Here is a 24474-nt window from a genome sequence, read left to right on the forward strand (position 1 = left end):
TCGTCGGACAAGTCGCTCTTGTAGGGCTGGCGGTCGCTCACGAGGAACACTCCAGCACGGCAGGACTCCCCGATCAGCCCCGATACGCCTGTGCCACACGTTCCAGCGACAACAAACGCGGCACTACGTCACATACCGCCCTCTCAGTTGCGGCGGAGGCCACAGCGACAGCGCTCTCATGGAGCTGCCGCAACAGATCAGGGAGATCACTTCCGACCTTGCCGCCCGAAGCGGTGCGGAAGCCCAGGATCTTTGTGATCACTGCGTCGGTCTTCCGCTGCCACCCGGGAAGGTCGGCGTCCTTCAAAACCGATGTCCACTGCATTCGCGTCACCGGCACAAAGCCGACTTCCTGCTGTGCCCTGGTCTGGTCGGGAAGCGCGAAGGGGCGCCTCTTCCGGACCATCGACTGCACAGCGGCGCAGGATTCCCGTCCGGTTGTGCCGAGTTGCTCTGGGAGGGATACGTCCACCGGCACAGGATGACATCGACGAGATGTGGAAGGCCTGGTGTTTTCCATCGGACAGGCAAAATCGCGGACCGGACGGCCGATTCGGCATGCGAAGAACGGGCCTCAACCCTGTGGCCGGCAAGACACACTGACCTCTACGGTCACTCCATGACCAAGAAGACCACCACCCTCTGGCGCCCCACCGGCCCCGAGGAGCTGGCGCTCGTGGAGGCCTCCGGGTGGGCCGCGTGGCCGCCGCGCCTGCCCGAGCAGCCGATCTTCTATCCGGTGCTCAACGAGGACTACGCGGTGCGGATCGCCCGGGACTGGAACGTGCCCGCCTCCGGCGTCGGATACGTCACGCGGTTCGAGGTCGACTCGGAGTTCCTGCGGAGGTATCCGGTGCGTCAGGCCGGGGGAGAGACGATCCTGGAGCTGTGGGTGCCGGCGGAGGAGCTGGATGAGTTCAACGCGCACATCGTCGGGCGCATCGAGGTCGTCCGCGAGTTCCGGTGACGCAGGCCCTCGTGGGGTGAGGTGGCGGGTCCTGGCGGTCTGGTGTGCGGGGGTGGTGCTCGCCGGGGTGAGTGCGGTCGTGGGGTGCCGGGTCCTCGACACCGACGCCGTCACCCCCGTACCGCAACTGCTGGCGTTTCTGCCGTGGCTGCTCGTGCCCGCGGGGGCCGGGGTCGCGGTGGCGCTGGTCGCGCGGTGGTGGACGGGGGTGGTGTGGGGGGTCGTGGCGCTCGGGCTGGTCGCCTGGTTTCTGCGGCCGTACGGGGACGGGGGCGAGCCCGGCGGGCGGGCCGTCGCCGAGGTGCGGGTGCTCACCTCCAACGTCGAGTTCGGGTGGGCGACCGGCGCACTGATCCCGGTGGTGCGGCGGGAGCAGCCGGACATCGTGTTCGTCGAGGAGTGCGAGTACGGATGTCAGGCGGCGGTGCGGAAGGAGCTGGGGGGTGAGTATCCGTACCGGGCGGCCGTGGCGGGGGAGGGTTCGGTCGGGTCGGTGATTCTGAGCCGGTTCCGGCTCACGGCTGCCGAGGGGGTGGCCGGGAGCATGGGGATGCCGGGGGCCGTGGCCGACGTGGCCGGACATCCCGTACGGCTGCAGCTCGCGCATCCCAAGCCGCCGCTGCCCGAGCAGGTCCCGTTGTGGAAGCGGGAGCTGGGGCGGCTGCGGGACTTCGCCGCCGGTGCGCGGAAGGACGGCGGGCCGCTCGTGCTCGCCGGGGACTTCAACGCCTCCCAGGACCACGCCGCCTTCCGCCGCATCCTCGACACCGGGCTGCGGGACGCGGCCCGGCTGGCCGGGGCGGCACGGGAGCCCAGCTGGCCGAGCCGGACGACACCCGTCTTCGGCACACAGATCGACCATGTGCTGGTGTCGGAGGAGTTCTCCGCGAGCCGCGCCCGCTTCCTGCGTCTCGACGGCACCGACCATCGCGCGCTGGTCGTGCATCTCACCCTTCACCAGCCCTGATCGGCGCGGGCGGCGGTGCCCATAATGAGCGCATGTCCCGCGAGTTCCCCATCGGCCTCACGCCTCCCGACTGGCTGGTGCGGAACCTTCGGCCCCAGCAGGCCCCCGTCAACCGGCCCGCCATGGCCCGCGCCGCCGTCGCGATGACGCTCCCCCTGGTGATCGGTCTGGCGGTCGGGCAGCCGGCGTACGGGGCCCTCGCCTCGATGGGCGCCCTGTCGGGGGTCATCGGCGACACCGCCGACGCCTACCGCATGCGGATCCTCAACATCGCGGTCCCCCAGCTGTTCGGCGCCGTCGGCATCACCCTCGGCGCGGCCGTGTACGGGCAGGGGTGGCCGGCGGTCGCCGTCGTCACCGGCGTGGCGCTGGTCTCCGGGATGATCTCGACGATCGGCGCGGTGGCGTCCGTGTCCGGGCTGCTGCTGCTCCTCAACTCCGTCGTGGGGGCGGGGCTGCCGATGCCCGGCGCGTGGTGGCTGGCGCCGCTACTCGTGACCGGCGGCGGGCTGCTCGTCCTCCTGCTCGCCCTGCTGGCCTGGCCGCTGCGCTCCGGGGTACCGGAACGCACCGCCGTCGCGGCCACCTACCGCACGGTCGCCGATCTGCTGGCCGCCTGCGGCAGCGAGGTCCCGGACGCGTACGACGACGCCCGCCACACCGTCACCCAGTCGCTGAACCAGTCGTACGACCTCGTCCTCGCCCGGCGCGCCCGGCACCACGGCCGCAGCCCCGAACTGGCCCGGCTGATCGCCCAGTTGAACGCCATCACCCCGGTGGTGGAGGCGGCCCCGGCGGCCCATCTGTACGGCAGGCCGCTGCCGCCGGAGGTCCCGGAGGCCGTGCACCACCTGGCACGGGCGATCGAGACCGGCTTCACCGGGCCGCTCGCCCTCACGCTCCCCGCCCCCGGCTCGGAGACCGGGCGCGCCGTCGACCACGCGCTGCGGCACGCCGCCGAGGTGGTGACCGCGCCCGACATCGACCAGCGCGGGTCGCAGGACGACCGGCTCGGCCGCCCGGCGCGCCTCGGGACGCGTGCCGCCCGTGCGGCCCGCGATGTCGCCCTCTCCGCCGCCTCCTGGCGCTACGGCCTGCGGCTCGCCCTGTGCATCGGCCTCGCCCAGGTCCTCGTCTCGACCGTCCCGGTCGCCCGCTCCTACTGGGTGGCCCTGACCATCACGTTCGTCCTCAAGCCCGACTTCGGCTCGGTGTTCTCCCGGGCGCTGCTGCGGGCGCTCGGCACGGTCGCCGGCCTGGTGGTGGCAGCCGCCGTCCTCTCCCAGGTGCCCCGCGGCTGGTGGGACGTACCGGTGATGCTGGTCCTGGCGCCGCTCATCCCCGCCCTCACCCCACGGGGCTACGGCTATCAGACGGCGGCGATCACGCCGGTGATCCTGCTCCTGTCGGACATCCTCAACCACCAGGGCACCGGCCTGCTGCTGCCCCGCCTGGTCGACTCGCTGATCGGCTGCGCCATCGCCCTGGTCGCGGGCTACCTCCTCTGGCCCGAGAGCTGGCACACCCGGGTCGGCGACAGGCTGGCCGACGCGGTCGCGGACACCGCCCGCTATGTGGAGGCGGCCTTCGGGCCGGACGTCGACCCGGCCGCCCGCGCCCGGATGCGCCGCCGGCTGTACCGCGACCTGTCCGTCATCCGTACGGAGTTCCAGCGGGCGCTGACCGAGCCACCGCCGACGGGCAGCCGGGCCGCCGCCTGGTGGCCGCTCGTGGTGGCGGTGGAACGCATCGTGGACGCGACGACGGCGGCCCGGGTCCGTGTACGACACGGAGCCGAACCGCCGTCCGGGCCGGAACTGGCCCAGGTCACCCTCCAGCTACGGGAACTCGCCGAGGGCCTCCGCGACACGGAGGTCCTCTACCCCGTCCGCACCGACCTCACAGGCCCACCCGGCAGCGTCCTGGACCCCCTCCGCCACGAGGTAGCCACAGCCCGCGCCATCACCTCACCACAAACTTAGGCCGCCCCGGCCCAGCTGCGGGCAGTCGTACCGCCGCCCCGGCCCAGCTGCGGGCAGTCGTGCCGCTGGGGCGGCACGGGTGGGCGCAGCGGCACCCCGCAAGCGCGGGCAGGCAACACCCACCCCCGCCCGGCACGAACCCCGGGCGCCTAGACCCCGACGTCGCAGCCGTCCGCGCGCCACACCGCCACGACCGCCGGCCGGACGATCTTCCCGGCCCCGTCGGGCCAGGCGCTCAGCGGGTTCTCGACAGACGCACCATCAAGCTCACCCGGATGCTGCACGGCAACCAGAACACGCCGGTCCTGAATAACGGGACCACAGGTCTCCGCACCCGTCGGCACCGTCAGGAACTGCTTCAGCTCACCGCGCCGCGACCCACGCGTGGCCACGCCGAACAGACCGTCGTGCGAGCCGAGCTGGTTGCCGTCGGTGGAGATCCACAGGTTGCCGTGCGGGTCGAAGGCCACGTTGTCCGGGCACGAGATCGGGCTGACGTCGTCCTTGGGGAACCCGGCGAAGTACGTGGACGCGTCGTCCGGGTCACCGGCGACGAGGAACAGCGACCAGGCGAAGGTCTTGCTCTCCGGCCGGTTCCAGCGCTCGGTCAGCTCGAGGATGTGCCCGTGCTTGTTGCTGTTGCGCGGGTTGGCCTCGTCGGCGGCCGCGTAGCCGGTCTTGCCGCGGTTGCTGTTGTTGGTGAGGGCGACGTACACCTTGCCGGAGACCGGCGAGGGCTGGATGTCCTCGGGCCGGTCCATCTTCGTCGCGCCGACCTTGTCACCGGCGAGGCGGGTGAAGACGAAGACCTCCTCCGCGCTCATGCCCTCGACGTGCGAGACGGCGCCCTTGGCGGTGGCGGTGGCCAGCGGGATCCACTCACCGCTGCCGTCGAACTCGCCGTCGGACGGCAGCTTGCCCGTGCCGTCGATCTCGATCGCCGGGGAGTCGCCGGTGAGCTTGGCGACGTACAGGGTCCCCTCGTCGAGCAGCGAGAGGTTGTGCTCGCGCACCGCCCGGCTCGACCCCTTCTTCATACGCTTGGTGCCGACGAACTTGTAGAAGTAGTCGAAGCGCTCGTCGTCACCGGAGTACACGACCGGCCGCCCGTCCTCGGTGAGCCGCACGGTCGCGGCCTCGTGCTTGAAGCGGCCGAGGGCGGTGTGCTTGCGGGGCGTGGACGTCGGGTCGTACGGGTCGAGCTCGACGACGTACCCGAAGCGGTGCACCTCGTTCGGCTCCTGGGCGACGTCGAACCGCTTGTCGAACCTCTCCCACTTGCGCTCGGTGGCGCCGGTGCCGATGCCGTACCGCTTGTCGGTGGTGCGGGAGGAGTTGGCGAAGTACTGGTTGAAGTTCTCCTCGCCGTGCAGGGTCGTGCCCCACGGGGTGGTACCGCCGGAGCAGTTGTTGAGCGTGCCGAGGACCTTGGTGCCGGTCGGGTCGGCGGAGGTCTTGAGCAGGTCGGACCCGGCGGCGGGCCCGGTGAGCCGGAACTCGGTGGTGGCGGTGACGCGCCGGTTCAGCGGGTGCCGGGGTACGGCGGTGAGCGCGCCGGTCCTGCGGTCCTCCTCCACGACGACGGTGGCGAGGCCGTGCGCGGCCCAGGCGACCTCGACCTGCTGGCGGGTCGGGTTGGCGGCGTCGTACCCGCGGAACATGAGCACTTCGTCCGTGTACTCGTGGTTCGCGACGAGGAGCTGGCGGCGGTGCTCGCCCGGGAGGGGCAGCAGCGCGAGGAAGTCGTTGTTGTAGCCGAACTGACCGGCCTGGGCGGCGGCGGTCTGGTTCTCCGGGTCGAAGGCCGGGGCGCCGCGCAGGATGGGCTCGCCCCAGCGGATCACGACGTTCTGCCGGTAGCCGTCGGGGACGGTGACGGCGTCGGCGGTGTTCGGCGGGACCGGCGTGAAGCGGAGGCCGCGGGCGCCGGTGGCCGGTTTCTTCTTCTCCGCCTGCGCGGGCGCGGCGGCCGCGGCCGGCAGCGCGCCGGACACGCCCGCCGTGGCGGCGACGGTCACGACGGCGGCGGCGCGCATCATGCCGCGACGGCTCAGGGCCCGGGCGATGACGTCACCGACGTATTCGTTGGCGCTGGTGTTGGGCACCTCGTGGAAACAGGCGTCACCACAGCGGAAACGGCAGGTCATGGCGGATCGTCCGCCGGGGTGGGACTGGTTCGGCGTTCCGATCAACGGCAGAAGCTTGCGCACCTTAACTCTCCCCTTGCGTGCCCATGGTGTGAGCGTGACGGTAGGGGCACGTATGTGCGCAGGCGCGGCAATGAAGTGAACGGGTGGTGAATCCCCGGTGTCGTCAAGGGAGTTGGGACCGGCCGAGGCATACTGACGACGCGGACTCGGGAGAAGGTGTGGGCGCGGCCGGCGGATGGCCGGGAGGCGGTGTTGACACACCCTCCTGCCCCTCACTCACCCCTGCCCAAGATCGCCACTTCGGGCCGCTAACCTTACGTGTCCGTCCTGGCCAGGGATTGACGGGCTTGAACTCACGCGAAGGGTTGCGCGCATGGGCATTCTCACTCGCCTTCGGAACGCATTCGGCCGCTCACGCAAGGGGCGTACCGCCGAGGCGGAGGGTGCGGAACTGGTTCCCTCGCAGGAACCGGCTTCTTCGCGGGAGGAGGCGCGGCAGGACAGCCAACCGGCGTCCACGACCGCCCCGGCGATCCCCCAGATCCCCGAGCCGCGCCCGGCGACCGACTCGGAACACGAACTCGTCTCGGCGGCCTTCGACAACGTCTCGGTCCCGAAGCCGAGCCGCTCCGCGGAGCCGGACACGGAGACCGCCCCGACGGAGGCCGGGGCTGAGGCTGAGGCTGAGGCGGAACCGTCCGCTGAGGCCGGGGCTGAGGCCAAGGCCGAGGACAAGCCCGAGGTCGAGGCCGAGACGGCGGCTGAGGCTGGGGCTGAGGCCAAGGTCGAGGCCAAGGTCGAGGACAAGCCCGAGGTCGAGGCGAAGCCGTCGGCCGAGGCCGAGGCTGAGGCCAAGGTCGAGGACAAGCCCGAGGTCGAGGCGAAGCCGTCGGCTGAGGCCGAGGTTGAGGTCGAGGTCGAGGTCGAGGCTGAGGTCGAGGGCGAGACCGAGGCTGAGGCCGGGGCCCTGTCCGAGGTGGAGCCGGAGTCGGAGGAGCCGACGACCGAGCAGGCCCCCGTGGAGGAGGCTGCCCCGGAGGAGCCGAAGGCGGAGGACGAGCCCGAGCCCGAGGCCGAGACGGCGGCGAAGGCTGACACCGAGGACACGACCACGGGCGAGGAGCCGGTGGCCGAGACGGCGGTGGAGCCGACGGACACCGAGACCGCCGCGGACACCGCACCGGAGACGATCACCGAAGAGGCGCCGGAAGCGGACGCCGCCGAGGCGACCGAGGAGGAGCCGGAGCCGGTGGCCGAGACGGCGGTGGAATCGGCGGACACCGAGACCGCCGCGGACACCGCACCGGAGAGGGCGACAGAGGAGGCGCCTGAAGCGGACGACGAGGCTGCCGCCGAGGCGCCGGAGGCGGAGGCGGAGGCGTCGGCCGAAGCCGCCGCCGAAACGGAGACGGAGCCCACGGCCGAAGCCCCCGCGGAGGCCGAAACAGCCCCGGCGGAGCCGGAGGCCCAGGCCGAGGCTGTCGTCGAGGCCGACGCCCAGCCCGAGGCCACCACCAACGCTCCCGAGGCGGAGCCCGAGGCAGTCACCGCCCCTGAGACGCCCGAGGCCGAGCCCGCACTCGCGGTCGCCGCCGCTGCCGCCGTGCCGGAGGCGAACGGCGCCGCGGACGCCGACGGCGAAGGCGCCCCGCAGGGGCCACCCGCAGCCGACGACGAAAGCCGCACGGGTGGTGCGGGTGGGAACACGGAAGGCGAAGGCGAAGCCGAGCCCACCGCCCAAGCCCCAGTGGCCAACGACGCCGCCGCGCTCGCCCTCGCCAAGGCCGGCCTCACCACCGCCCGCGCGAAGGTCTACCTCGTCCTCGACCGCTCCGCGAGCATGCGCCCGTACTACAAGGACGGCTCCGCCCAGGCCCTCGCCGACCAGACCCTGGCCCTCGCCACCCACCTCGCCCCCGAGGCCCCCTCCGTCCACGTCGTCTTCTTCTCGACCGAACTCGACGGCACCACGGACCTCACCCCCGCCTCCCCCGAGAACGCCGTCGACGAGGCGCACGCGGGCCTCGGCCGGATGGGCCGTACGAGCTACCACGCCGCCGTGGCGGCCGTACTCGCCCACTACGACGAGAACGCCACCCCGGACTCCCCGGACTCCCCGGACGCCCCCGCCGCCCCCGCCCTGGTCGTCTTCCAGACCGACGGCGCCCCGGACGCCAAGACCCCGGCCACCCAGTCCCTCACCGACGCCGCGAAGAGCCACCCCTCCGTGTTCTTCTCCTTCGTCGCCTTCGGTGAGCACGACAACAAGGCCTTCGACTACCTCCGCAAGCTGAAGACCGAGAACACGGCCTTCTTCCACGCGGGCCCGACCCCCCTGGAGCTCACGGACGCGGAGCTCTACGACGGCGTCCTCATCGACTGGCGCCCGTAACACCACCCCCGTAACCCCGTAACCCCGCACGGCCCCGCACCGCACCACTCCACATGCCGCCCGCTTCTCACCCCGTAAAACGGGAAGCGGGCGGCATACACATGTCGGCTACGATTTCAAGGTTCGTAAAACCACCAGCAGATCCGACCTGGGAGCAGCCCCCGATGGCTCGACACCTCATCACCAGCGCCCTTCCGTACATCAACGGAATCAAGCACCTGGGCAACATGGTGGGGTCCATGCTCCCGGCGGACGTGTACTCCCGGTACCTCCGCCAGCGCGGCCACGACGTCCTGTACATCTGCGCCACGGACGAGCACGGCACCCCCGCCGAGCTGGCCGCGAAGGAGCAGGGCATCCCCGTCGCGGACTTCTGCGCGCAGGCGCACGACGCGCAGAAGGCGGTCTACGACGGCTTCGCGCTGGCGTTCGACTACTTCGGCCGCAGCTCCAGCCCGCAGAACGTGGAGATCACCCAGCACTTCGCCCGCCGCCTCAACGAGAACGGCTTCATCGAGGAGCGGGCGATCCGCCAGGTCTACAGCCCCGCCGACGGCCGTTTCCTCCCGGACCGCTATGTCGAGGGCACCTGCCCCCACTGCGGCTACGACAAGGCCCGCGGCGACCAGTGCGAGAACTGCACCCGCGTCCTGGACCCGACGGACCTGATCAACCCGCGCAGCGCCATCTCCGGCTCCACGGACCTGGAGGTCCGCGAGACCAAGCACCTCTTCCTCCTCCAGTCCAAGCTCCAGCACGAGGTCGAGGCATGGGTGTCGGCCCACGAGGGCGACTGGCCGCAGCTGGCCTCCTCCATCGCCCGCAAGTGGCTGAACGAGGGGCTGCACGACCGCGCCATCACCCGCGACCTGGACTGGGGCGTCCCGGTCCCGGCCGACACCTGGCCGGAGCTGGCCGCCGAGGGCAAGGTCTTCTACGTCTGGTTCGACGCGCCGATCGAGTACATCGGCGCGACGAAGGAGTGGTCGGACCTCGACCCGCAGAACCGGGACTGGAAGTCCTGGTGGTACGAAGCGGATGCGAGCGTCCGCTACACGGAGTTCATGGCCAAGGACAACGTCCCCTTCCACACCGTGATGTTCCCGGCCACCGAGCTGGGCGTGCGCGAGCCGTGGAAGAAGGTCGACTACGTCAAGGCCTTCAACTGGCTGACGTACTACGGCGGCAAGTTCTCCACCTCGCAGAAGCGCGGCGTCTTCACCGACCAGGCCCTGGACATCCTCCCGGCCGACTACTGGCGCTACTTCCTCATCGCCAACGCCCCCGAGTCGGACGACTCGTCCTTCACCTGGGAGCACTTCACGGCCACGGTCAACAAGGACCTGGCCGACACCCTGGGCAACTTCGTCAACCGCGTCCTGTCCTTCTCGAAGAAGCGGTTCGGCGACGAGGTCCCGGCGGGCAGCGCCCCCGGCGAGGCGGAGACGCGGCTGGGCGAGCAGATCGCCGAGCTCCTCGCCGAGTACGAGACCCAGCTGGAGGCCCTCCAGTTCCGCAAGGCGGCCGCCGCCCTGCGCGCCCTGTGGTCCGCGGGCAACTCCTACCTGGAGGAGAAGGCCCCCTGGCTGCAGATCAAGACCGACCAGGAGGGCGCGGCCCTCACCCTCCGCACCGCGATGAACCTGATCCACCTCTACTCGGTGGTGTCGGAGCCCTTCATCCCGACGACGGCGAAGACCATGCGCGAGGCCTTCTCCCTCACCGACACTGTGCCTGATCAAAAGCGTGCGGTCTGGGTCACCGCGGACGAGGCGAAGGCCCTCACCTCCGTCCCCGCCGGCACCCCCTTCACGGTCCCCCCGGTCCTCTTCGCCAAGCTCACGGACGACGACCTGGCCGCCTACAAGGAGCGCTTCGGCGGCGAGCCGACCGCGTAAGGCGACCCGCACAACGCGACGCACGCAACGAGAAGGGGCCCGGGATTCCTCCCGGGCCCCGCGAGGCGTTGGTTGATATATTGTCATTCGCAATATATCAACTGAGCCCTCCCGGGAGGTCACATGTCCAGGACCCTGGTCGACATCGACGACGACATGCTGGCCTTCGCCCAGCAGCAGCTCGGCACCAAGACCAAGCGGGACACCATCAACCGCGCGCTGACCATAGCGGCAGCGATCAGCGCGGACGACCGGGCGCGAGCCCTGCGCTGGCTTCAGGAGAACGCCGACGCGTTCCTCGACTTCGACGTCCTCGAAGAACGGGAGCGTTCCGGTCTGTGACCTACCTCGCTGACACATCCGCCGTCTGGCGGCTGCTGCGCGGCCAGATCGGTGCGCCCTGGCCTGACCGCGTGGCGCGTGGTCTCGTCGCCATCTGCCCGCCGGTCGAGGCCGAGCTGATGCCTGGTCTTCGCGCCGACCGCGACTACGAACCATTCTTCACCATGCTCGGCCATACCTTCGGCTGGGTTCCAGCACTCGACGACCCGTGGCCGAAGATCATCGCCGTACAAAGGGATCTGGTGAGTGTCGGACATCATCGCGGCCCTTCGCCCATCGACATCCTGATCGCGCTCACAGCTGAGCACCACCGCCTGACCTTGCTGCACGTGGACGACGACTTCGCCGCCATCGCAAAGGTCAGGGTCGGCCTGTCGATGATCCGAGTACAGCCGGCAACCGACTGACCAGGCCCCCGCCCGCGTCCTCGGTTACGACATCGGCTGACGGGTGGGGGGCTTCATGGCGCTGTTCGGGAACGCGCACACGATCGACGCGGGTGCGGCCCAGCAGGACTACGCGCGGCTGCTGGGCCAGGGGGAGCGGGTGCATGCCGCGTATCTGCTGATCCGCGACACGATCCTGTTCACCGACCGTCGGCTGATCCTGGTCGACAAGCAGGGGATCACCGGCAAGAAGGTGGAGTACCGCTCCATCCCCTACCGCAGCATCACGCTCCCCCAGAGGGGGACCCCCATCGCGGTCGAGACCGCCGGCACCTTCGATCTCGACGCCGAGCTGAAGATCTGGGTCTCGGGCACGTCCGTGCCGATCGAGAAGACCTTCACCAAGGGTGTGGACATCTACGAGGTGCAGGCGATCCTCACGCAGTTCGTCGCCAAGTAGGCCACGTAGGCTGCGGCAAGGCGAACGCGAGGGCCGGGGGCTCGTGGTTCCCGGCCCTCGCGCGTTCGGTGGGTTACTTCAGGACGCCCGCGCCCGTCGTCGTCGACAGGGACGTCGGGAGGTCCTTCGCGGAGGACTCCAGGCCCGAGGTCAGGGTGGGGGTCCAGTTGACCGAGGTCTTGAGGTCCTTGGAGGACGCGGCGTTGTAGGCGGCGACGAGGTCGGTCACCGTGCCGTTGACGAGGTTGCCGGAGCCCTTGACCGCGCCGGTGCCGTCGCCGCTCAGCAGCTTGGCGACCTTCACACTCGACGGGACCTTCCAGTAGTTGTTCTCGGCGACGACCTGGGCCTTGGCGCGGGAGTTGATGCTGTACTGCACCGTGTAGCCGTTGAGGGCCGCGACGTCGTAGTAGTTGTTGTAGATGTGGACCTGGCCGACACGGGTCAGCGGGGCGCGCTGGACGATGCCCTTCCACACGTTGTGGTGGATGGAGACCCGCAGCTTGCCGCTGGGCTCGCTGTCGCTGCTGCCGATCAGCATGGTCTTGTCGTGGCAGTTGAACACGTTGCGCGAGACGGTCACGAGGTCCGAGCTCTTGGTGATGTCGAGGGCGCCGTCGTGGATCTGGTACTCGCGGCCGTAGTACTTCGGGTTGACGTTGTCGAAGTGGGGCGCGTCGGTGAAGGTGTTGTGGTCGGCCCAGACGTGGGTGGCGCCGCGCAGGGTCACCGAGTCGTAGTTGGAGTTCCAGTTGCCGTCGTCGCCGTCGGTCGGGTCCCACTGCGGGAAGCAGTCCTCGGTGGCGGAGAAGGCCAGGTTGCGGACGATGACGTTGTCCACGTTCTGGATCTGGAGCATGGCGCCGGTGAGGCCGGCGTTGGTGCCGGGCACGCCCACGATCGTGGTGTTGGCGGGCACCCTGAAGACGATGTTCTTCGCCTGCTTGGTCTGGGCGGCCGCGCGGGCCTTCTCCTGCGTGCCCGAGGGGAGCTTCGACCGGCCGTAGGTGGCCGGGTCGTACGCCTTCAGGTAGGCGGACAGCGAGTAGCCGGTGCCGGACGCGTAGTCGGCGCAGGTCAGCTTCTTGCCCGCGTCGTTGGTGTTGGCGTCGATGGTGCCCTTGATCTTGACGATCCGGGGGGTGGTGTCGGACGCGGAGCCCAGCGCCTTCACGAGCTCGGCGCGGGTGGAGACGGTGAAGGTGTGCGCGGCGTCGGCCTTGGTGCCACCGGTGGTGCCCGTGCCCGAGGAGGCCCAGCCGTCCTTCGCGGCGAGCGTCTGGTGGTACAGGTCCACGGTGCCGGCGTTCGCGCTCATCACGATCGCACCGGCGCCGACACCGGCCGCGACGACGGCGGCGGAGACGACGAGGGTGCGACGGGTGCGGAGGGACCGGCGGTGGGAAGCAACTGCCACGGGGGTTCCTTACGGGGAGGAGCGGGTTTACGCCCTGTCAGTGGTCGCCGGTCCGTGAAGAGTTGCCGCCGGGTGAAGAAATTTTTCCGCACCCCCCGCACCACTTGATCAAACGCCTTCACGATTCGCTCACGAGCCGCCTAAAGTCCTCATCGGGGGGCGAACGGCCCCTACGGGGAGGGGAATCCACACACATGGGCAGATCAGCGCTGCCGTCGCGCCGTCGCGCCGCGGCCACCGCACTCGTCACCGTCTCGCTCGCCCTCGCGGGCAGCACGCTCCCGGCCGTACCGGCCGCCGCGGCGACCGTGCAGCCGCCGTGGAGCAGCCCGGTGTCGCTGCACGGCTACAAGTCCGAGGTCCAGGACGTCGTCATCACCAACAACGGCACCGCCGTGGCCGTCTGGACCCAGTACACGACCGGCGTCCTCCACTGGGGTACGCGCCCCGCGAACAGCGAGACGTGGACCACCCGGGTCCTGGCCTCCGAGGTGGTCAGCGAGGCGCGCCTCGCGGCCCGGCCGGACGGATCGGTCGCCGCGGTGTGGACCACGACCGACCACATCGCCTCCGCCACCCTGGGCGCCGGACAGTCCGCCTGGTCGCAGCCCACGGTGATCGCCTCGGACCAGAGCACGGACTTCGACTCCCCCGACCTCGCCGTGGGGCCGGGCGGGACGCTCGCCGCCGTGTGGGTCCAGCGCGTGTGGCGGACCGGCCGGAGCGAGGCGTACGCCGCCACCCTGGCCGGGGACGGCACCTGGTCCACCCCGGCGCAGGTGAGCAACGCCGCCACCTACGCGGGTGTCTCCGGCTACGGGACCGTCGGACACCCGCAGATCGCCTACGACGGACAGGGCGGGCTCGTCGTCTCGTACTGGATGGCCGTGAACACCCAGTACTACCGGGTGATGACCAACACCAGGCCGTTCGACACCTACAGCTGGCCGACCCCGCAGGAGATCACCGCGGGCACCGACGTTCCCGCGCTGGCCTCCGCCCCGGACGGCTCGGTGCACCTGGTGTGGCAGGACGCGAACGGCACCTTCCAGATCATGCGGCGCGCCGACGCGGCCTCCGCGTGGGGCGAACCGCGGACCGCCGCGACCGCCGTCGGCGACCCCGCCGAGGTTCCGGAGCCGCTGGTCGGGCCCGACGGCGATGTCACCCTCGTCTGGACCGACCGCGCCACGGGCGCGAACGACGTACGGACCACGACCTTCGACAGCACCGGCGGCACCTGGTCGGCGTCCAAAACGCTGTCCTCCGGTGACGCCCAGTACACGTCGGACGCGGTCATCGCCCCCGACGGCTCGGTCCATGTGCTGTGGCCCGAGCTCGACGCCGACCAGCAGCACCAGTCCGTGTGGGAGTCCACCCTGACCGGCGGAGAGTGGACGTCCGCGCGCCGGGTGGGCGGCGGACGGTCGGTGCACGTCGAGATCGCGGCGGACGCCGTCGGCTCCGCCACCGCGGTCTGGGGGGCGTCGTACAGCAACGCGTACGACACAGAGGTGCTGGCCTCCACCATGGCCTGGCCCACCCTCAAGGTGACGGACAGCACGGTCCCGGAGAGGGTGTTCCTGAACGGCACCACCTCCTCCAGCGCCGCCTGGAAGCCTTCCTGGACCACCAACTCCGCCGTCGCCTCCTGGACGCTCACACTCAAGGACACCGCGGGGCGGACCGTCCGCACCCTCACCGGCAACCCCGGCTCCGCCACCACGGTCGCCCCGGTCTGGAACGGCCGCACCACCACCGGCGCGATCACCGTCAACGGCAGGCTCACCTGGACGCTGAAGGCCGTCCAGTACGGCTCCGGCACCCCGTCGACGCTCGGGACCGGCACCATCGCGGTGGCCGGCGGCAGCCCGGCCTTCCGCGACTTCGGCGGCGGCGTCGACATCGTCTCCGACGGCTTCGGCGACCTGCTCCACCTCGACACCTCGGGCAGGCTCCAGTGGCTCCTGGGCACCGGCCGCGGCGCTCTGACGGGGGGCGAGATCGGCGGCGGCTGGTCGACGAGCATCAAGGCGGTGCCGTTCGGCGACCTCAGCGGCGACCGCTGCAACGACTTCCTCGTCCGCGTCGGCGACGCCCTGCGCGCCTACCGGCCGGGCTGCGGCAACGAGCCGTCGGCCGCCGGTACGCCGTACAAGACGGTCTCCAGGACCGGCTGGAAGCAGTACGACGTCCTGACCCACCCCGGTGACGTCACCAAGGACGGCCGCCCCGACCTGATCGCCCGCAACGCCTCCACCGGCGCGGTCTACCTCTACAAGGGCACCAGCACCGGCACCCTCTCCGCGCGCGTGAAGCTGTACGCCAACTGGAAGACGTACAAGAAGGTCGTCGGCGCCGGGGACCTCAACGGCGACGGCATCGGCGACCTGATCGCCCAGGACACCTCCAACAACCTGTACCGCTACTACGGCAAGGGCAACGGCACCTTCGCCGGCCGTGTCAAGATCGCCAGTCGCTGGGGCGGCTCCTACAACGTGGTGATCGGCGTCGGCGACATCACCGCCGACGGCAAGAGCGACCTGATCGCCCGCGACACCTCCGGCAACCTCTACCGCCAGTCGGGCGACGGCAAGGGTTCGTACGGCACCCGCGTCAAGATCGGCACCGGCTTCAACCGCGCCAAGGGCCTGTTCTGACGAGCAAAGTGTGCGCTCGGTCTCAGCGACACGCCGTGTACGCGGCGTGTCGCTGAGACTCGATCACCAATGGTCGGCCGGTCAGCCGCGGCCCCCGCCCGGCCCGCCGCCGCCGAAGCCGCCGCCGCCCTCCGGCGCGTCCCCCGCCGTGACCGTGGCGATCTCCTCGGCCGAGCCGAGCGTGCCGGAGCGGGTGTAGAGGCCGCCCGTGCCGTCGGTGGCGGAGGTCGAGCCGCCCGAGTAGATCCGGTAGGACTCACCGGACTTGATCGCGGACGACGAGTAGACGACGTTCTGGATCTGCTTGGCCGTGACGTACGTGGCGACGACCTTGCCGTCGGCGTCGACGACGTGCAGGGTCGTACCCGCCGGGACGGAGGAGTCGAGGGTGGCCGACAGCCAGCCCTGGTCGGAGTCCTCGTCGGGGGCGACGGCCATGCCCGCGCTGCCCGCCGCGAGCAGCGTGCCGCCGCTGACGGTGAAGGTGCCGTTGACGTCGAGGGCGCCGTTGCCGCCCTGCTGGGGGCCGTTGACGACGATCGTGCCGCCGGTGATCTCGGCGGTGCCGTTGGAGTCGAGGCCGTCGCCCTCGGAGTCGACGACGAGGGTGCCGCCGGAGACGGTCAGCTTGTAGTCGCCGACGCTCTCACCACCGCCGCCGCCACCGGGTCCGCCGCCGGGCCCGCCCCCGCCTCCTTCGGAACTCGCGCTGCTTCCGCTGGCGTTGATGCCGTCGTCGCTCGCGACGATCGACACCGAGCCGCCGGCCACAGTGATGTCCTTGCCCTCCAGGCCCTCCTCCGCCTTGGTGACCTTCACCGTGCCGTCGTCGATGACGAGGTCGCCCTCCGCGTGCACCCCGTCGTCCCCGCTCGCGGCGGTCACGGTGGCTCCGGCGAAGTGGACCGCGCCGTCGCTGTGCACCGCGTCGTCGGCGGAGTCGACGGCGACCGTGCCGCCCTCCAGGACGGTGATGACCCCGGCCTTCAGCCCCTTCGCGGAGGTGTCCTCGGCCGGCTCCGAGCCGCTTCCGCCGCCGCTGCCGACGGTCAGCCGGCTGCCCGTGACGACGAGGTCGGTGGCCGCGGCGACGCCGTCGCCCTGCGCGGTGACGTCGACGGTGCCGCCCGTCACCGACACGTACCCGGAGTCCTCGTCGTCCTCGTTGTCGGACTTCAGCCCGTCGCCGCCCGCGTCGACGGTCAGCTCGCCGTCCTGGACGACCAGGTAGTCCTTGCCCCGCACTCCGTCGTCGGCGGCGGTGACCCGTACCGTCCCGGAGGCGAGGACCAGCCCGTCCTTGCTCACGATGCCGTCGTTGCCGTTCCCCTGCACGGTGAGCGTGCCGCCGCCCCCGACGGTCAGGTCACCGGCGCTGAACAGGGCGGCGTTCACCTCGGCGTCCTCGGCGTAGGACTTGGCGTCGGAGAGGGAGTTGGCGCTGCCGTCGGCGAGGACGACGACCAGCGCGTCCACGTCGGTGGCCGCGAGGGCCGCCCCGGTGGAGCTGGAGATCTTCGCCCCGTCGAGCACGAGCCGTACGGTCGCGTCGGGCGCGTCGACGACGATCTGCCCGTCGGTGAGGGTGCCGGAGATCCGGTAGGTGCCGCCGGCGGTGATGGTGACGGTCGCCCCCTTCACGGTGGCCCCCTCGCCCTTCACGGTGGCGGAGTCCCCGTCGAGCGTGATCTCCACGGCGTCCGAGGTGTCCTCGCCGAGGTCGGCATCATGGGCCTTCTTGTCGGCGGCGAGGACCGTGGCGGCGCTCTGCGCGCCCTCCACGGCGGTCCCCGCACTGGCCGACGCCGAGCTGTCGGCCGTCTCCTGCGTCGCGTCCGAGGAACAGCCGGTCAGGGCCGCCGCGGCCAGGGCGACGCCGGTGAGGGCGGCGGCGAGCCTGCGCCGTACCGTGGTTCCGATGCTCATGCGGGGCTCCCGTCGAGTGCGGTGGGGAAGTGCCGGCGCAGGACCGGCAGCCAGCGGTGGGCGGGCAGTTCGGGGCGCAGGGCGGCGAGGCCGGTGCCGTACTTGGAGACCGTGCAGGGCCGGTGGCCCAGCGACCACAGCAGCCGGTCGGCGCCGGACCCGGCCCGTCCTGCCTTCGTCTCGACGACGGCCCGGTCCCCGGCGGACAGCACCCGCGACCCGTCGGGCAGCGCCCAGACCAGCCCGGTGTCCACCGTCATCCGGCTGCCGTCGCCGGGCAGCAGCAGGGTCGTGCGGCGGTACGTCGTCGTCAGCGCGGGCCGGAAACGCAGGTCCCGCGGGTCGATGCGGGCGCCGGTGAGGACGGCGTCCACGAAGGCGCGGCCGGCCGGGTCGAGAAGGCGGTCGTCACCGTCGTACGGGATCCGCTGTTTGACCGTGGTGCCGCGCGGGCCCCGCGTCTTGACCTCCAGGAAGTCCAGCTCCGAGTCGAGGTAGCTGCGGACGCGGAGCTTGAAGCGGCGCCGGCGGGAGCGGGCGGCGCCCAGGTAGGCGTCGAGGCGCGGGGTGTCGTGGTAGAGCGAGCGGTAGCCGAAGTCCCGTCCGCCGTCGATCTCCAGGACCCGTACGTCCGCGCCAAGCCCGCCGAGTCCGCCGAGCAGGAAGGGCAGGTCGGCGAGCGGCAGCACGTACTTGCGGTCGACGCGGGTCAACAGCTCGGCGCGGGCCACGAGTTCGTCGAGTCCGACCGGGCGAAGGGTGCCGACGGCCGCGCCGAGGGAGTCGAGGGCGGTCATGCCGGGACCTTGGCGCGCGGCGCGGGCACCTCGCTGTCGACGACGTAGCGGACCTCGACCTGGGTGGTGTCGTTGACGAGGTCGACGCCCTTGACCGACAGGTTCACCACCCGCCCGCCGAGCAGCATCTCCAGGTGGGCGCGCAGGGCGGCCTCGTCGGTGTGCGCGGAGTCCAGGCGCAGGCTGCGGGTGCGGTGCCGGGCGAAGAGGCGGGGGTGGTCGGCGACGTACAGCGTGCCGACGAGCAGCGCGGTCAGCGCGACCGGGAGCCCGGACGTCTCCTCGGGGATGCCGTTGAGCAGGCCGATCGCGAGGGCCGCGAAGTAGTAGGCGATCTCGTGCTGGGCGATCTCGTACGACCGCAGGCGGATGATCGACAGCACGCCGAACAGGCCCATGCCGAGGCCGATCCCCACCGCGGCCTGACTCAGCGTCATCGCGACGGCGAGCACCCCGACGTTGATCCCGAGGAACGCGGTGACCAGGTCCCGGCGGTGATGGCGGGGGAAGTACACGGCGAAGGCCAGCACGGTGATGGCGGCCAGGTCCGTGGCGACGAGGAGCGATTGGGTGCCCATGCCCCGACGATCGGACAGCCGCCTGTGAACTCCCTTGGTGATTCCTTAAGCGACTTTGAGAAGTACGGGGAAAGAACGGGGAAAGAACGGGGAACCCGCCGACAAAGCGCGGGAAAAGCCCCGGCGACGGAGTCCACTCGCTCGTCCACGCATGGCCTCCCCGTCCTGAGGGATCCCGGCGCCCGAGTGACGGCACGTCACCCGGCCGGGTAGTCCGCGCAGGACAACCCGGCCGGGCCGTGCTCCGCTGGACGTGTGCAGCTGCTCCCCGTGCCCGTCCGCCGGCTCGCCGCCTGGTGTGCGGTGATCCTGCTCGTCGCGGGCGTGGCGTACGTCGGGATCCGGCTGTGCGCGACGTTCCGTACGGCCGTCACCCCGGTGCTGCTCGCGCTGCTCGGGACCGCGCTGCTCAGGCCGCTGTACAAGCGGCTGGTGAAGGCGCGGATGCCGCGGTCGATGGCGGCGGGGCTGACCTGTGTGGCCGTCGTCGCGGTCGTCGGCGGCGCGGTGTACGTGGTGGTCGCCGCGCTGATCGACAACGGGGACCAGATCGTCGCCTCCCTGAAGAACGCGGCGGAGAGCCTCGCCGACCGCTTCGGGGCGGCCGGGACCTCGCTGGACGACCTCGCCTCGAACTCCGGGGACCTGCTGTCGAAGTTCGGCGGGACGGCGGCCTCCAATGTGATCAGCGGGGTGAGTGTCGTGGGCGAGTCCATCGCCATGGCCGTCCTCGCGCTGCTGCTGGTCTTCTTCTTCCTGCGCGACTCGCACCGGGCCGCGGACGCCCTGCGCTCGGTGGCCCCGGGTGGTACCGGGGACACCCTGGAGGCGATGAGCCGGCGGGCCTTCGCGGCCGTGGAGGGCTTCATGCGGGGGACCACCCTGATCGCGCTCATCGACGCCCTGTGCATCACGGTCGGTCTGCTGATCCTGGACGTCCCGGGCGCCCCGGGCCTCGGCGCCCTCGTCTTCGTCGGCGCCTACATCCCCTACCTGGGCGCCTTCATCTCGGGCGCGGTCGCCGTCCTCGTCGCGCTCGCCGACCGGGGTGTCGTCATCGCTCTGTGGGCGCTGGGGGTCGTCCTCGCCGTGCAGGTCCTGGAGGGCCATGTCCTGCAGCCCGCCATCCAGAGCCGCACCGTCCAGATGCACCCCGCCGCCGTCATGCTCGCCATCACCGCCGGCGCCTCGGTGGCCGGCATCCTCGGCATGCTTCTCGCCGTACCGCTGACGGCGGCGGGGTTCGGGGTGCTGAGCGAACTGCGGACGCGTTACGGCACGCCGGGGCCGTCGGCCTCGTAGAGCTCGAACCAGATCGTCTTGCCCTCGCCGCGCGGGGCCACCCCCCAGGTGTCCGCGAGGAGTTCGATGAGGACCAGGCCGCGGCCGGAGGAGGCAAGTTCGCCGGGGTGGCGGCGGTGGGGGAGGTCGTCGCCGGAGTCGGTGACCTCGACACGGATACGGCGTTCGCCGGGGGTGCCGGTGACCTCGGCGACCAGGAGGGCGTCGGCGTCGGTGTGGACGAGGACGTTGGTCAGGGTCTCGGAGAGGAGCAGGACCGCGGAGTCGATCTGGTCGTCGCTCGGCCAGTCGTGGAGCAGCTCGCGCAGCTGCTGGCGGCCGACCGCGATGCGTTCGGGCTCGGCCTGGGCGACGGTCAGCATGGTGCGGCGGACCGGGGTGCGGACGGGGGCGGCGGCCGGACCGCAGCCCCCGTCCGCGCCGTGCCGGGAGAGGAGGAGGACGGCGATGTCGTCGCCGCGGCGGTCGGCGAGCGGGCCGGGGGTGTGGTGGGAGGACGGGCCGTGCACGGCCTGGACGAGAGCGTCGGCCAGTTCCTCCAGGTTTCCCTCGTGGCCCTCCAGGATCGCGCGGACGCGGCTCCAGCCGGTGTCGAGGTCGTGACCGCCGGTCTCCAGCAGACCGTCAGTGCAGAGCATGAGCGCCTCGCCGGGCTCCAGGACGAGCCGGGTGGTGGGGTAGTCGGCGGCGGGGTCGATACCGAGGGGGAGACCGCCGGCGGTGGCGCGGACCATGACCGTGCCGTCGGCCATCCGCACCGCCGGATCGAGATGCCCGGCCCGGGCCGTCTCCAGCACGCCGGTCACCGGGTCGACCTCGATGTACAGGCAGGTCGCGAAGCGCAGGTCGGTGTCGTTCTCGGCCTGGTTGATGCCGTGCAGGAAGCCGGAGGCGCGGGAGAGGACGGCGTCGGGGCGGTGGCCCTCGGCGGCGTAGGCGCGCAGGGCGATCCGGAGCTGGCCCATGAGCCCGGCGGCACGCACGTCGTGCCCCTGGACGTCCCCGATGACCAGCGCGAACCTCCCTCCCCCGGACTCCGTCCGGGAGGTGCCCCCAGGCAGCGGGATCATGTCGTACCAGTCGCCGCCGACCTGGAGGCCGCCGCCGGTCGGTATGTAGCGGGCGGCGAGGGTCATCCCCGGTATCTCGGGGCCGAGCGTGGGCAGCATGGAGCGCTGGAGGCCGTCGGTCAGCTCGCGCTGCGTCTCGGCGGCGCCCGCGCGGGTGAGGGCCTGGGCAAGCATGCGGGCGACGGTGGTGAGGACGGACCGCTCGTCGGGGGTGAAGGCCACGGGGTGCGTGAAGGCGGCCATCCAGGCGCCCATGGTCCGCCCGGCGACGGTCAGCGGCACGAACGCCCAGGACTCCCGGCCGAAGTGCGCGGCGAGCGGCCAGGTGAGGGGGTAGCGCTCCTTGTACTGGCCGGGCGAGGAGAGATAGACGGCCCGGCCGGTGCGGACGACCTCGGCGGCCGGATAGTCCGTGTCCACGGACATATGGGTGAAGGGGCCCTCGTCGCCGGGCAGCTGCCCGTGGTGGCCGATGATCGTCAGCCGGTCGCCGTCGACCCCGAAGACGGCGAGCCCGTCCGGAGAGAACCCCGGCATCGCCAGGCCCGCCGCCACCCGCAGCACCTCCTCCGTGGACCGCGCCTCCGCCAGCGCCCGGCCCGCGTCCAGCAGGAACGCCTCCCGTGAGCGCCGCCAGTCACCGGTGACGGCGGTGCGTCCGGCGGGGGTGCCCGGGCGGGGCTCGGTGACCTCCTGGAGGGTGCCGATCAGCTCGTAGGCCCGCTCCTCGGGGTCGAAGGACGGCTTGGAGCGGCTGCGGACCACGCGGATGATCCGGCCCTGCTCGTCCATGATCCGGATGCGGACCTCGGCGAGGGTGCCCTCGGCGACGGCGAGCTGCACCACCCCGGTGATCTCGTTCCAGTCGACGGGGTGCAGCCGGGCCCGGGTCTGTGCCTCGCTGAGGACCGTCCCCTCGGCGGGCAGCCCGAGCAGCCGGGCGGCCTCGGCGTCGACCGTGACCTGCCCGGTGGCCGTACTCCAGTGCCACAGGCCGGTCGCGAGGGAGGCGAGAACCTCCCCCACGGCGGGCAGAGGCTCGCCAGCGCGCATTGCCCCACTCTAAGAAGACGGCGTCGAAAGGTGCCACCGATGAGCGGTTCGCAACCCGAGGGTGATCATCACCGACGCTATTGAGGGGAGGCGATCTTGGGCTGCCCGGTACCCTGGGGTTTGTTTCACGTGAAACGTGCCCCACGTGCCCCCTATCCGCGAAGGCTGGATGAACGACGATGCATCGGTACAGGTCCCACACCTGCGGCGAGCTCCGCTCCACTGACGTCGGCACCGACGTCCGGCTGAGTGGCTGGCTGCACAATCGGCGCGACCTGGGCGGCATCCTCTTCATCGATCTGCGCGACCACTACGGCATCACGCAGCTCGTCGCCCGTCCGGGCACGGCCGCGTACGAGGCCCTGGACAAGGTCAGCAAGGAGTCGACGGTCCGCGTCGACGGCAAGGTCGTCTCGCGCGGCGCCGAGAACGTGAACGCGGACCTGCCCACCGGTGAGATCGAGGTCGAGGTCGGCGAGGTCGAGCTGCTCGGCGCCGCCGCCCCGCTGCCCTTCACGATCAACACCGAGGACGGGGTGAACGAGGAGCGGCGCCTGGAGTACCGCTTCCTGGACCTGCGCCGCGAGCGCATGCACCGCAACATCATGCTGCGTACGGCGGTCATCTCGGCGATCCGTCACAAGATGACGGCGCTGGGCTTCAACGAGATGGCGACCCCGATCCTGTCGGCGACCTCCCCCGAGGGCGCCCGTGACTTCGTGGTCCCCTCCCGCCTCAACCCGGGCAAGTTCTACGCGCTGCCGCAGGCGCCGCAGCAGTTCAAGCAGCTGCTGATGATCTCCGGCTTCGACCGCTACTTCCAGATCGCGCCCTGCTTCCGTGACGAGGACGCGCGCGCGGACCGTTCGCCGGGCGAGTTCTACCAGCTCGACGTCGAGATGAGCTTCGTCGAGCAGGAGGACGTCTTCCGCCCGATCGAGCAGCTGATGACCGAGCTGTTCGAGGAGTTCGGCGGCGGCCGGCACGTCACCTCGCCCTTCCCGCGCATCCCCTTCCGCGAGGCGATGCTGAAGTACGGCTCCGACAAGCCGGACCTGCGGGCCCAGCTGGAGCTCGTCGACATCACCGACGTCTTCGAGGGCTCCGAGTTCAAGGCCTTCGCCGGCAAGCACGTACGCGCGCTTCCGGTGCCGGACGTCTCCGCCCAGCCCCGCAAGTTCTTCGATCAGCTCGGCGAGTACGCGATCTCGCAGGGCGCGAAGGGCCTGGCCTGGGTGCGCGTCGGCGAGGACGGCTCGCTCACCGGCCCGATCGCGAAGTTCCTCACCGAGGAGAACGTCGCCGAGCTGACCAAGCGGCTGTCGCTCGCCGCCGGTCACGCGATCTTCTTCGGCGCGGGCGAGTTCGACGAGGTCTCGAAGATCATGGGCGCGGTGCGCGTCGAGGCCGCCAAGCGGGCCGGCCACTTCGAGGAGGGCGTCTTCCGCTTCTGCTGGATCGTCGACTTCCCGATGTACGAGAAGGACGAGGACACCGGCGCGATCGACTTCTCGCACAACCCGTTCTCCATGCCGCAGGGTGGCCTCGAGGCACTGGAGACCCAGGACCCGCTGGACATCCTGGGCTGGCAGTACGACATCGTCTGCAACGGCGTCGAGCTGTCCTCCGGCGCGATCCGGAACCACGAGCCGGAGATCATGCTCAAGGCGTTCGAGATCGCCGGTTACGACCGGGAGACCGTCGAGGAGAAGTTCGCGGGCATGCTGCGCGCGTTCCGCTTCGGCGCCCCGCCGCACGGCGGTATCGCCCCCGGCGTGGACCGCATCGTCATGCTCCTCGCGGACGAGCCGAACATCCGCGAGACGATCGCGTTCCCGCTCAACGGCAACGCCCAGGACCTGATGATGGGCGCGCCGACGGAGCTGGAGGAGGCCCGGCTGAAGGAGCTGCACCTGACGGTGCGCAAGCCGCAGCCGAAGTAGCGTGGCTGAAAAGGGGCGGGAACCGAGGTCGGTTTCCCGCCCCTTTTCCGTTTCGGTGGCCGGTCGGTGGCCGGTCGGTCGCCGGTCGGTGGCCGAAGACTTCAGGTTTCTCAGGAACCCACAGTCGTCACCGAGGGTAGGAACAGCCTTCTTACCTACCGTCCGGGGCATGACGGGAAACACC

The 24474-nt window shown here is 71.1% G+C and carries 18 protein-coding genes; 11 read left to right on the forward strand and 7 right to left on the reverse strand.

The window, feature by feature from the left end; genetic code table 11:
- Window positions 1-73: 73 nt before the first annotated feature.
- Window positions 74-472 (reverse strand): hypothetical protein, encoded by a 399-nt coding sequence (locus ACLZN2_RS08820; RefSeq protein WP_416977813.1) that lies wholly within the window; start codon window positions 470-472, stop codon window positions 74-76.
- 147 nt (window positions 473-619) lie between these two features.
- On the opposite strand from ACLZN2_RS08820, the gene ACLZN2_RS08825 reads away from it, so the two are divergent.
- Genes ACLZN2_RS08825 through ACLZN2_RS08835 form a run of 3 tightly spaced genes read left to right on the forward strand, consistent with a single transcriptional unit; the run spans window position 620 to window position 3916 of the window.
- Window positions 620-967 (forward strand): hypothetical protein, encoded by a 348-nt coding sequence (locus ACLZN2_RS08825; protein ID WP_416977814.1) that lies wholly within the window; start codon window positions 620-622, stop codon window positions 965-967.
- A gap of 16 nt (window positions 968-983) precedes the next feature.
- A complete protein-coding gene (locus ACLZN2_RS08830) occupies window positions 984-1934 on the forward strand; it encodes an endonuclease/exonuclease/phosphatase family protein (RefSeq protein WP_416977815.1) in 951 nt (316 codons plus the stop codon).
- 32 nt (window positions 1935-1966) lie between these two features.
- The gene (locus ACLZN2_RS08835) at window positions 1967-3916 is read left to right on the forward strand and encodes an FUSC family protein (RefSeq protein ID WP_416977816.1); all 1950 of its coding nucleotides are present in this window, start codon (window positions 1967-1969) and stop codon (window positions 3914-3916) included.
- A gap of 149 nt (window positions 3917-4065) precedes the next feature.
- Here ACLZN2_RS08835 and ACLZN2_RS08840 read toward each other — a convergent pair whose 3' ends face one another.
- Window positions 4066-6126, reverse strand: coding sequence for a PhoX family protein (locus ACLZN2_RS08840; protein ID WP_416977817.1), 2061 nt, complete (start codon window positions 6124-6126; stop codon window positions 4066-4068).
- A gap of 313 nt (window positions 6127-6439) precedes the next feature.
- Here ACLZN2_RS08840 and ACLZN2_RS08845 point away from each other — a divergent pair, with 313 nt between their 5' ends.
- The 5 genes from ACLZN2_RS08845 to ACLZN2_RS08865 all read left to right on the forward strand — a co-directional run bounded on the left by ACLZN2_RS08845 (window position 6440) and on the right by ACLZN2_RS08865 (window position 11544).
- On the forward strand, window positions 6440-8458 hold the full coding sequence (locus ACLZN2_RS08845; protein ID WP_416977818.1) for a VWA domain-containing protein: 2019 nt from the start codon (window positions 6440-6442) through the stop codon (window positions 8456-8458).
- Between the two features lie 164 nt (window positions 8459-8622).
- Window positions 8623-10356 carry a methionine--tRNA ligase gene (metG, locus tag ACLZN2_RS08850; RefSeq protein ID WP_416977819.1) on the forward strand — a complete coding sequence of 578 codons (1734 nt, stop codon included), beginning with the start codon at window positions 8623-8625 and terminating at the stop codon, window positions 10354-10356.
- A 123-nt stretch (window positions 10357-10479) separates the two neighbouring features.
- Window positions 10480-10698 (forward strand): type II toxin-antitoxin system VapB family antitoxin, encoded by a 219-nt coding sequence (locus ACLZN2_RS08855; RefSeq protein ID WP_149823560.1) that lies wholly within the window; start codon window positions 10480-10482, stop codon window positions 10696-10698.
- Window positions 10695-11105 carry a PIN domain nuclease gene (locus tag ACLZN2_RS08860; RefSeq protein ID WP_416977820.1) on the forward strand — a complete coding sequence of 137 codons (411 nt, stop codon included), beginning with the start codon at window positions 10695-10697 and terminating at the stop codon, window positions 11103-11105. The genes ACLZN2_RS08855 and ACLZN2_RS08860 overlap by 4 nt, the downstream gene beginning before the upstream one ends.
- 55 nt (window positions 11106-11160) lie before the next feature.
- A complete protein-coding gene (locus tag ACLZN2_RS08865; protein WP_416977821.1) occupies window positions 11161-11544 on the forward strand; it encodes a PH domain-containing protein in 384 nt (127 codons plus the stop codon).
- 73 nt (window positions 11545-11617) lie between these two features.
- Here ACLZN2_RS08865 and ACLZN2_RS08870 read toward each other — a convergent pair whose 3' ends face one another.
- A complete protein-coding gene (locus ACLZN2_RS08870) occupies window positions 11618-12961 on the reverse strand; it encodes a pectate lyase family protein (RefSeq protein ID WP_416977822.1) in 1344 nt (447 codons plus the stop codon).
- Between the two features lie 194 nt (window positions 12962-13155).
- Here ACLZN2_RS08870 and ACLZN2_RS08875 point away from each other — a divergent pair, with 194 nt between their 5' ends.
- Window positions 13156-15621 (forward strand): FG-GAP-like repeat-containing protein, encoded by a 2466-nt coding sequence (locus tag ACLZN2_RS08875; RefSeq protein ID WP_416977823.1) that lies wholly within the window; start codon window positions 13156-13158, stop codon window positions 15619-15621.
- 81 nt (window positions 15622-15702) lie between these two features.
- Here ACLZN2_RS08875 and ACLZN2_RS08880 read toward each other — a convergent pair whose 3' ends face one another.
- From ACLZN2_RS08880 to ACLZN2_RS08890, 3 genes are read right to left on the reverse strand one after another with little or no spacing between them, the layout of a single operon-like run.
- Window positions 15703-17547 carry a carbohydrate-binding domain-containing protein gene (locus ACLZN2_RS08880; protein WP_416977824.1) on the reverse strand — a complete coding sequence of 615 codons (1845 nt, stop codon included), beginning with the start codon at window positions 17545-17547 and terminating at the stop codon, window positions 15703-15705.
- Window positions 17544-18344 carry a VTC domain-containing protein gene (locus ACLZN2_RS08885; protein WP_416977825.1) on the reverse strand — a complete coding sequence of 267 codons (801 nt, stop codon included), beginning with the start codon at window positions 18342-18344 and terminating at the stop codon, window positions 17544-17546. Before ACLZN2_RS08885 ends, ACLZN2_RS08880 begins: the two co-directional genes overlap by 4 nt.
- On the reverse strand, window positions 18341-18922 hold the full coding sequence (locus ACLZN2_RS08890) for a DUF4956 domain-containing protein (RefSeq protein ID WP_416977826.1): 582 nt from the start codon (window positions 18920-18922) through the stop codon (window positions 18341-18343). The genes ACLZN2_RS08885 and ACLZN2_RS08890 overlap by 4 nt, the downstream gene beginning before the upstream one ends.
- A 255-nt stretch (window positions 18923-19177) precedes the next feature.
- Here ACLZN2_RS08890 and ACLZN2_RS08895 point away from each other — a divergent pair, with 255 nt between their 5' ends.
- Entirely contained in the window at window positions 19178-20224 is a 1047-nt protein-coding gene (locus ACLZN2_RS08895; RefSeq protein ID WP_416977827.1) for an AI-2E family transporter, read from the forward strand.
- On the opposite strand, the gene ACLZN2_RS08900 is transcribed toward ACLZN2_RS08895, so the two are convergent.
- Window positions 20194-22347, reverse strand: a complete 2154-nt coding sequence (locus ACLZN2_RS08900; RefSeq protein WP_416977828.1) for a SpoIIE family protein phosphatase — start codon at window positions 22345-22347, stop codon at window positions 20194-20196. The two genes, ACLZN2_RS08895 and ACLZN2_RS08900, sit on opposite strands and share 31 nt — an antisense overlap.
- A 179-nt stretch (window positions 22348-22526) precedes the next feature.
- Here ACLZN2_RS08900 and aspS point away from each other — a divergent pair, with 179 nt between their 5' ends.
- Window positions 22527-24290: an aspartate--tRNA ligase gene (gene aspS / locus ACLZN2_RS08905; protein ID WP_416977829.1), complete on the forward strand. Its 1764-nt coding sequence runs from the start codon at window positions 22527-22529 to the stop codon at window positions 24288-24290.
- Window positions 24291-24474: the final 184 nt, after the last annotated feature.

The organism is Streptomyces sp. T028, from assembly GCF_048159505.1.
GTDB lineage: Bacteria > Actinomycetota > Actinomycetes > Streptomycetales > Streptomycetaceae > Streptomyces.

What these genes read in the sequence shown, in the direction of transcription:
- ACLZN2_RS08825 (WP_416977814.1), top strand. Translation starts at nt 620, where the DNA reads ATGACCAAGAAGACCACCACCCTCTGGCGCCCCACCGGCCCCGAGGAG.
- ACLZN2_RS08835 (WP_416977816.1), top strand. Translation starts at nt 1,967, where the DNA reads ATGTCCCGCGAGTTCCCCATCGGCCTCACGCCTCCCGACTGGCTGGTG.
- ACLZN2_RS08845 (WP_416977818.1), top strand. Translation starts at nt 6,440, where the DNA reads ATGGGCATTCTCACTCGCCTTCGGAACGCATTCGGCCGCTCACGCAAG.
- metG (WP_416977819.1), top strand. Translation starts at nt 8,623, where the DNA reads ATGGCTCGACACCTCATCACCAGCGCCCTTCCGTACATCAACGGAATC.
- ACLZN2_RS08855 (WP_149823560.1), top strand. Translation starts at nt 10,480, where the DNA reads ATGTCCAGGACCCTGGTCGACATCGACGACGACATGCTGGCCTTCGCC.
- ACLZN2_RS08865 (WP_416977821.1), top strand. Translation starts at nt 11,161, where the DNA reads ATGGCGCTGTTCGGGAACGCGCACACGATCGACGCGGGTGCGGCCCAG.
- ACLZN2_RS08875 (WP_416977823.1), top strand. Translation starts at nt 13,156, where the DNA reads ATGGGCAGATCAGCGCTGCCGTCGCGCCGTCGCGCCGCGGCCACCGCA.
- ACLZN2_RS08880 (WP_416977824.1), bottom strand. Translation starts at nt 17,547, where the DNA reads ATGAGCATCGGAACCACGGTACGGCGCAGGCTCGCCGCCGCCCTCACC.
- ACLZN2_RS08885 (WP_416977825.1), bottom strand. Translation starts at nt 18,344, where the DNA reads ATGACCGCCCTCGACTCCCTCGGCGCGGCCGTCGGCACCCTTCGCCCG.
- ACLZN2_RS08890 (WP_416977826.1), bottom strand. Translation starts at nt 18,922, where the DNA reads ATGGGCACCCAATCGCTCCTCGTCGCCACGGACCTGGCCGCCATCACC.
- ACLZN2_RS08900 (WP_416977828.1), bottom strand. Translation starts at nt 22,347, where the DNA reads ATGCGCGCTGGCGAGCCTCTGCCCGCCGTGGGGGAGGTTCTCGCCTCC.
- aspS (WP_416977829.1), top strand. Translation starts at nt 22,527, where the DNA reads ATGCATCGGTACAGGTCCCACACCTGCGGCGAGCTCCGCTCCACTGAC.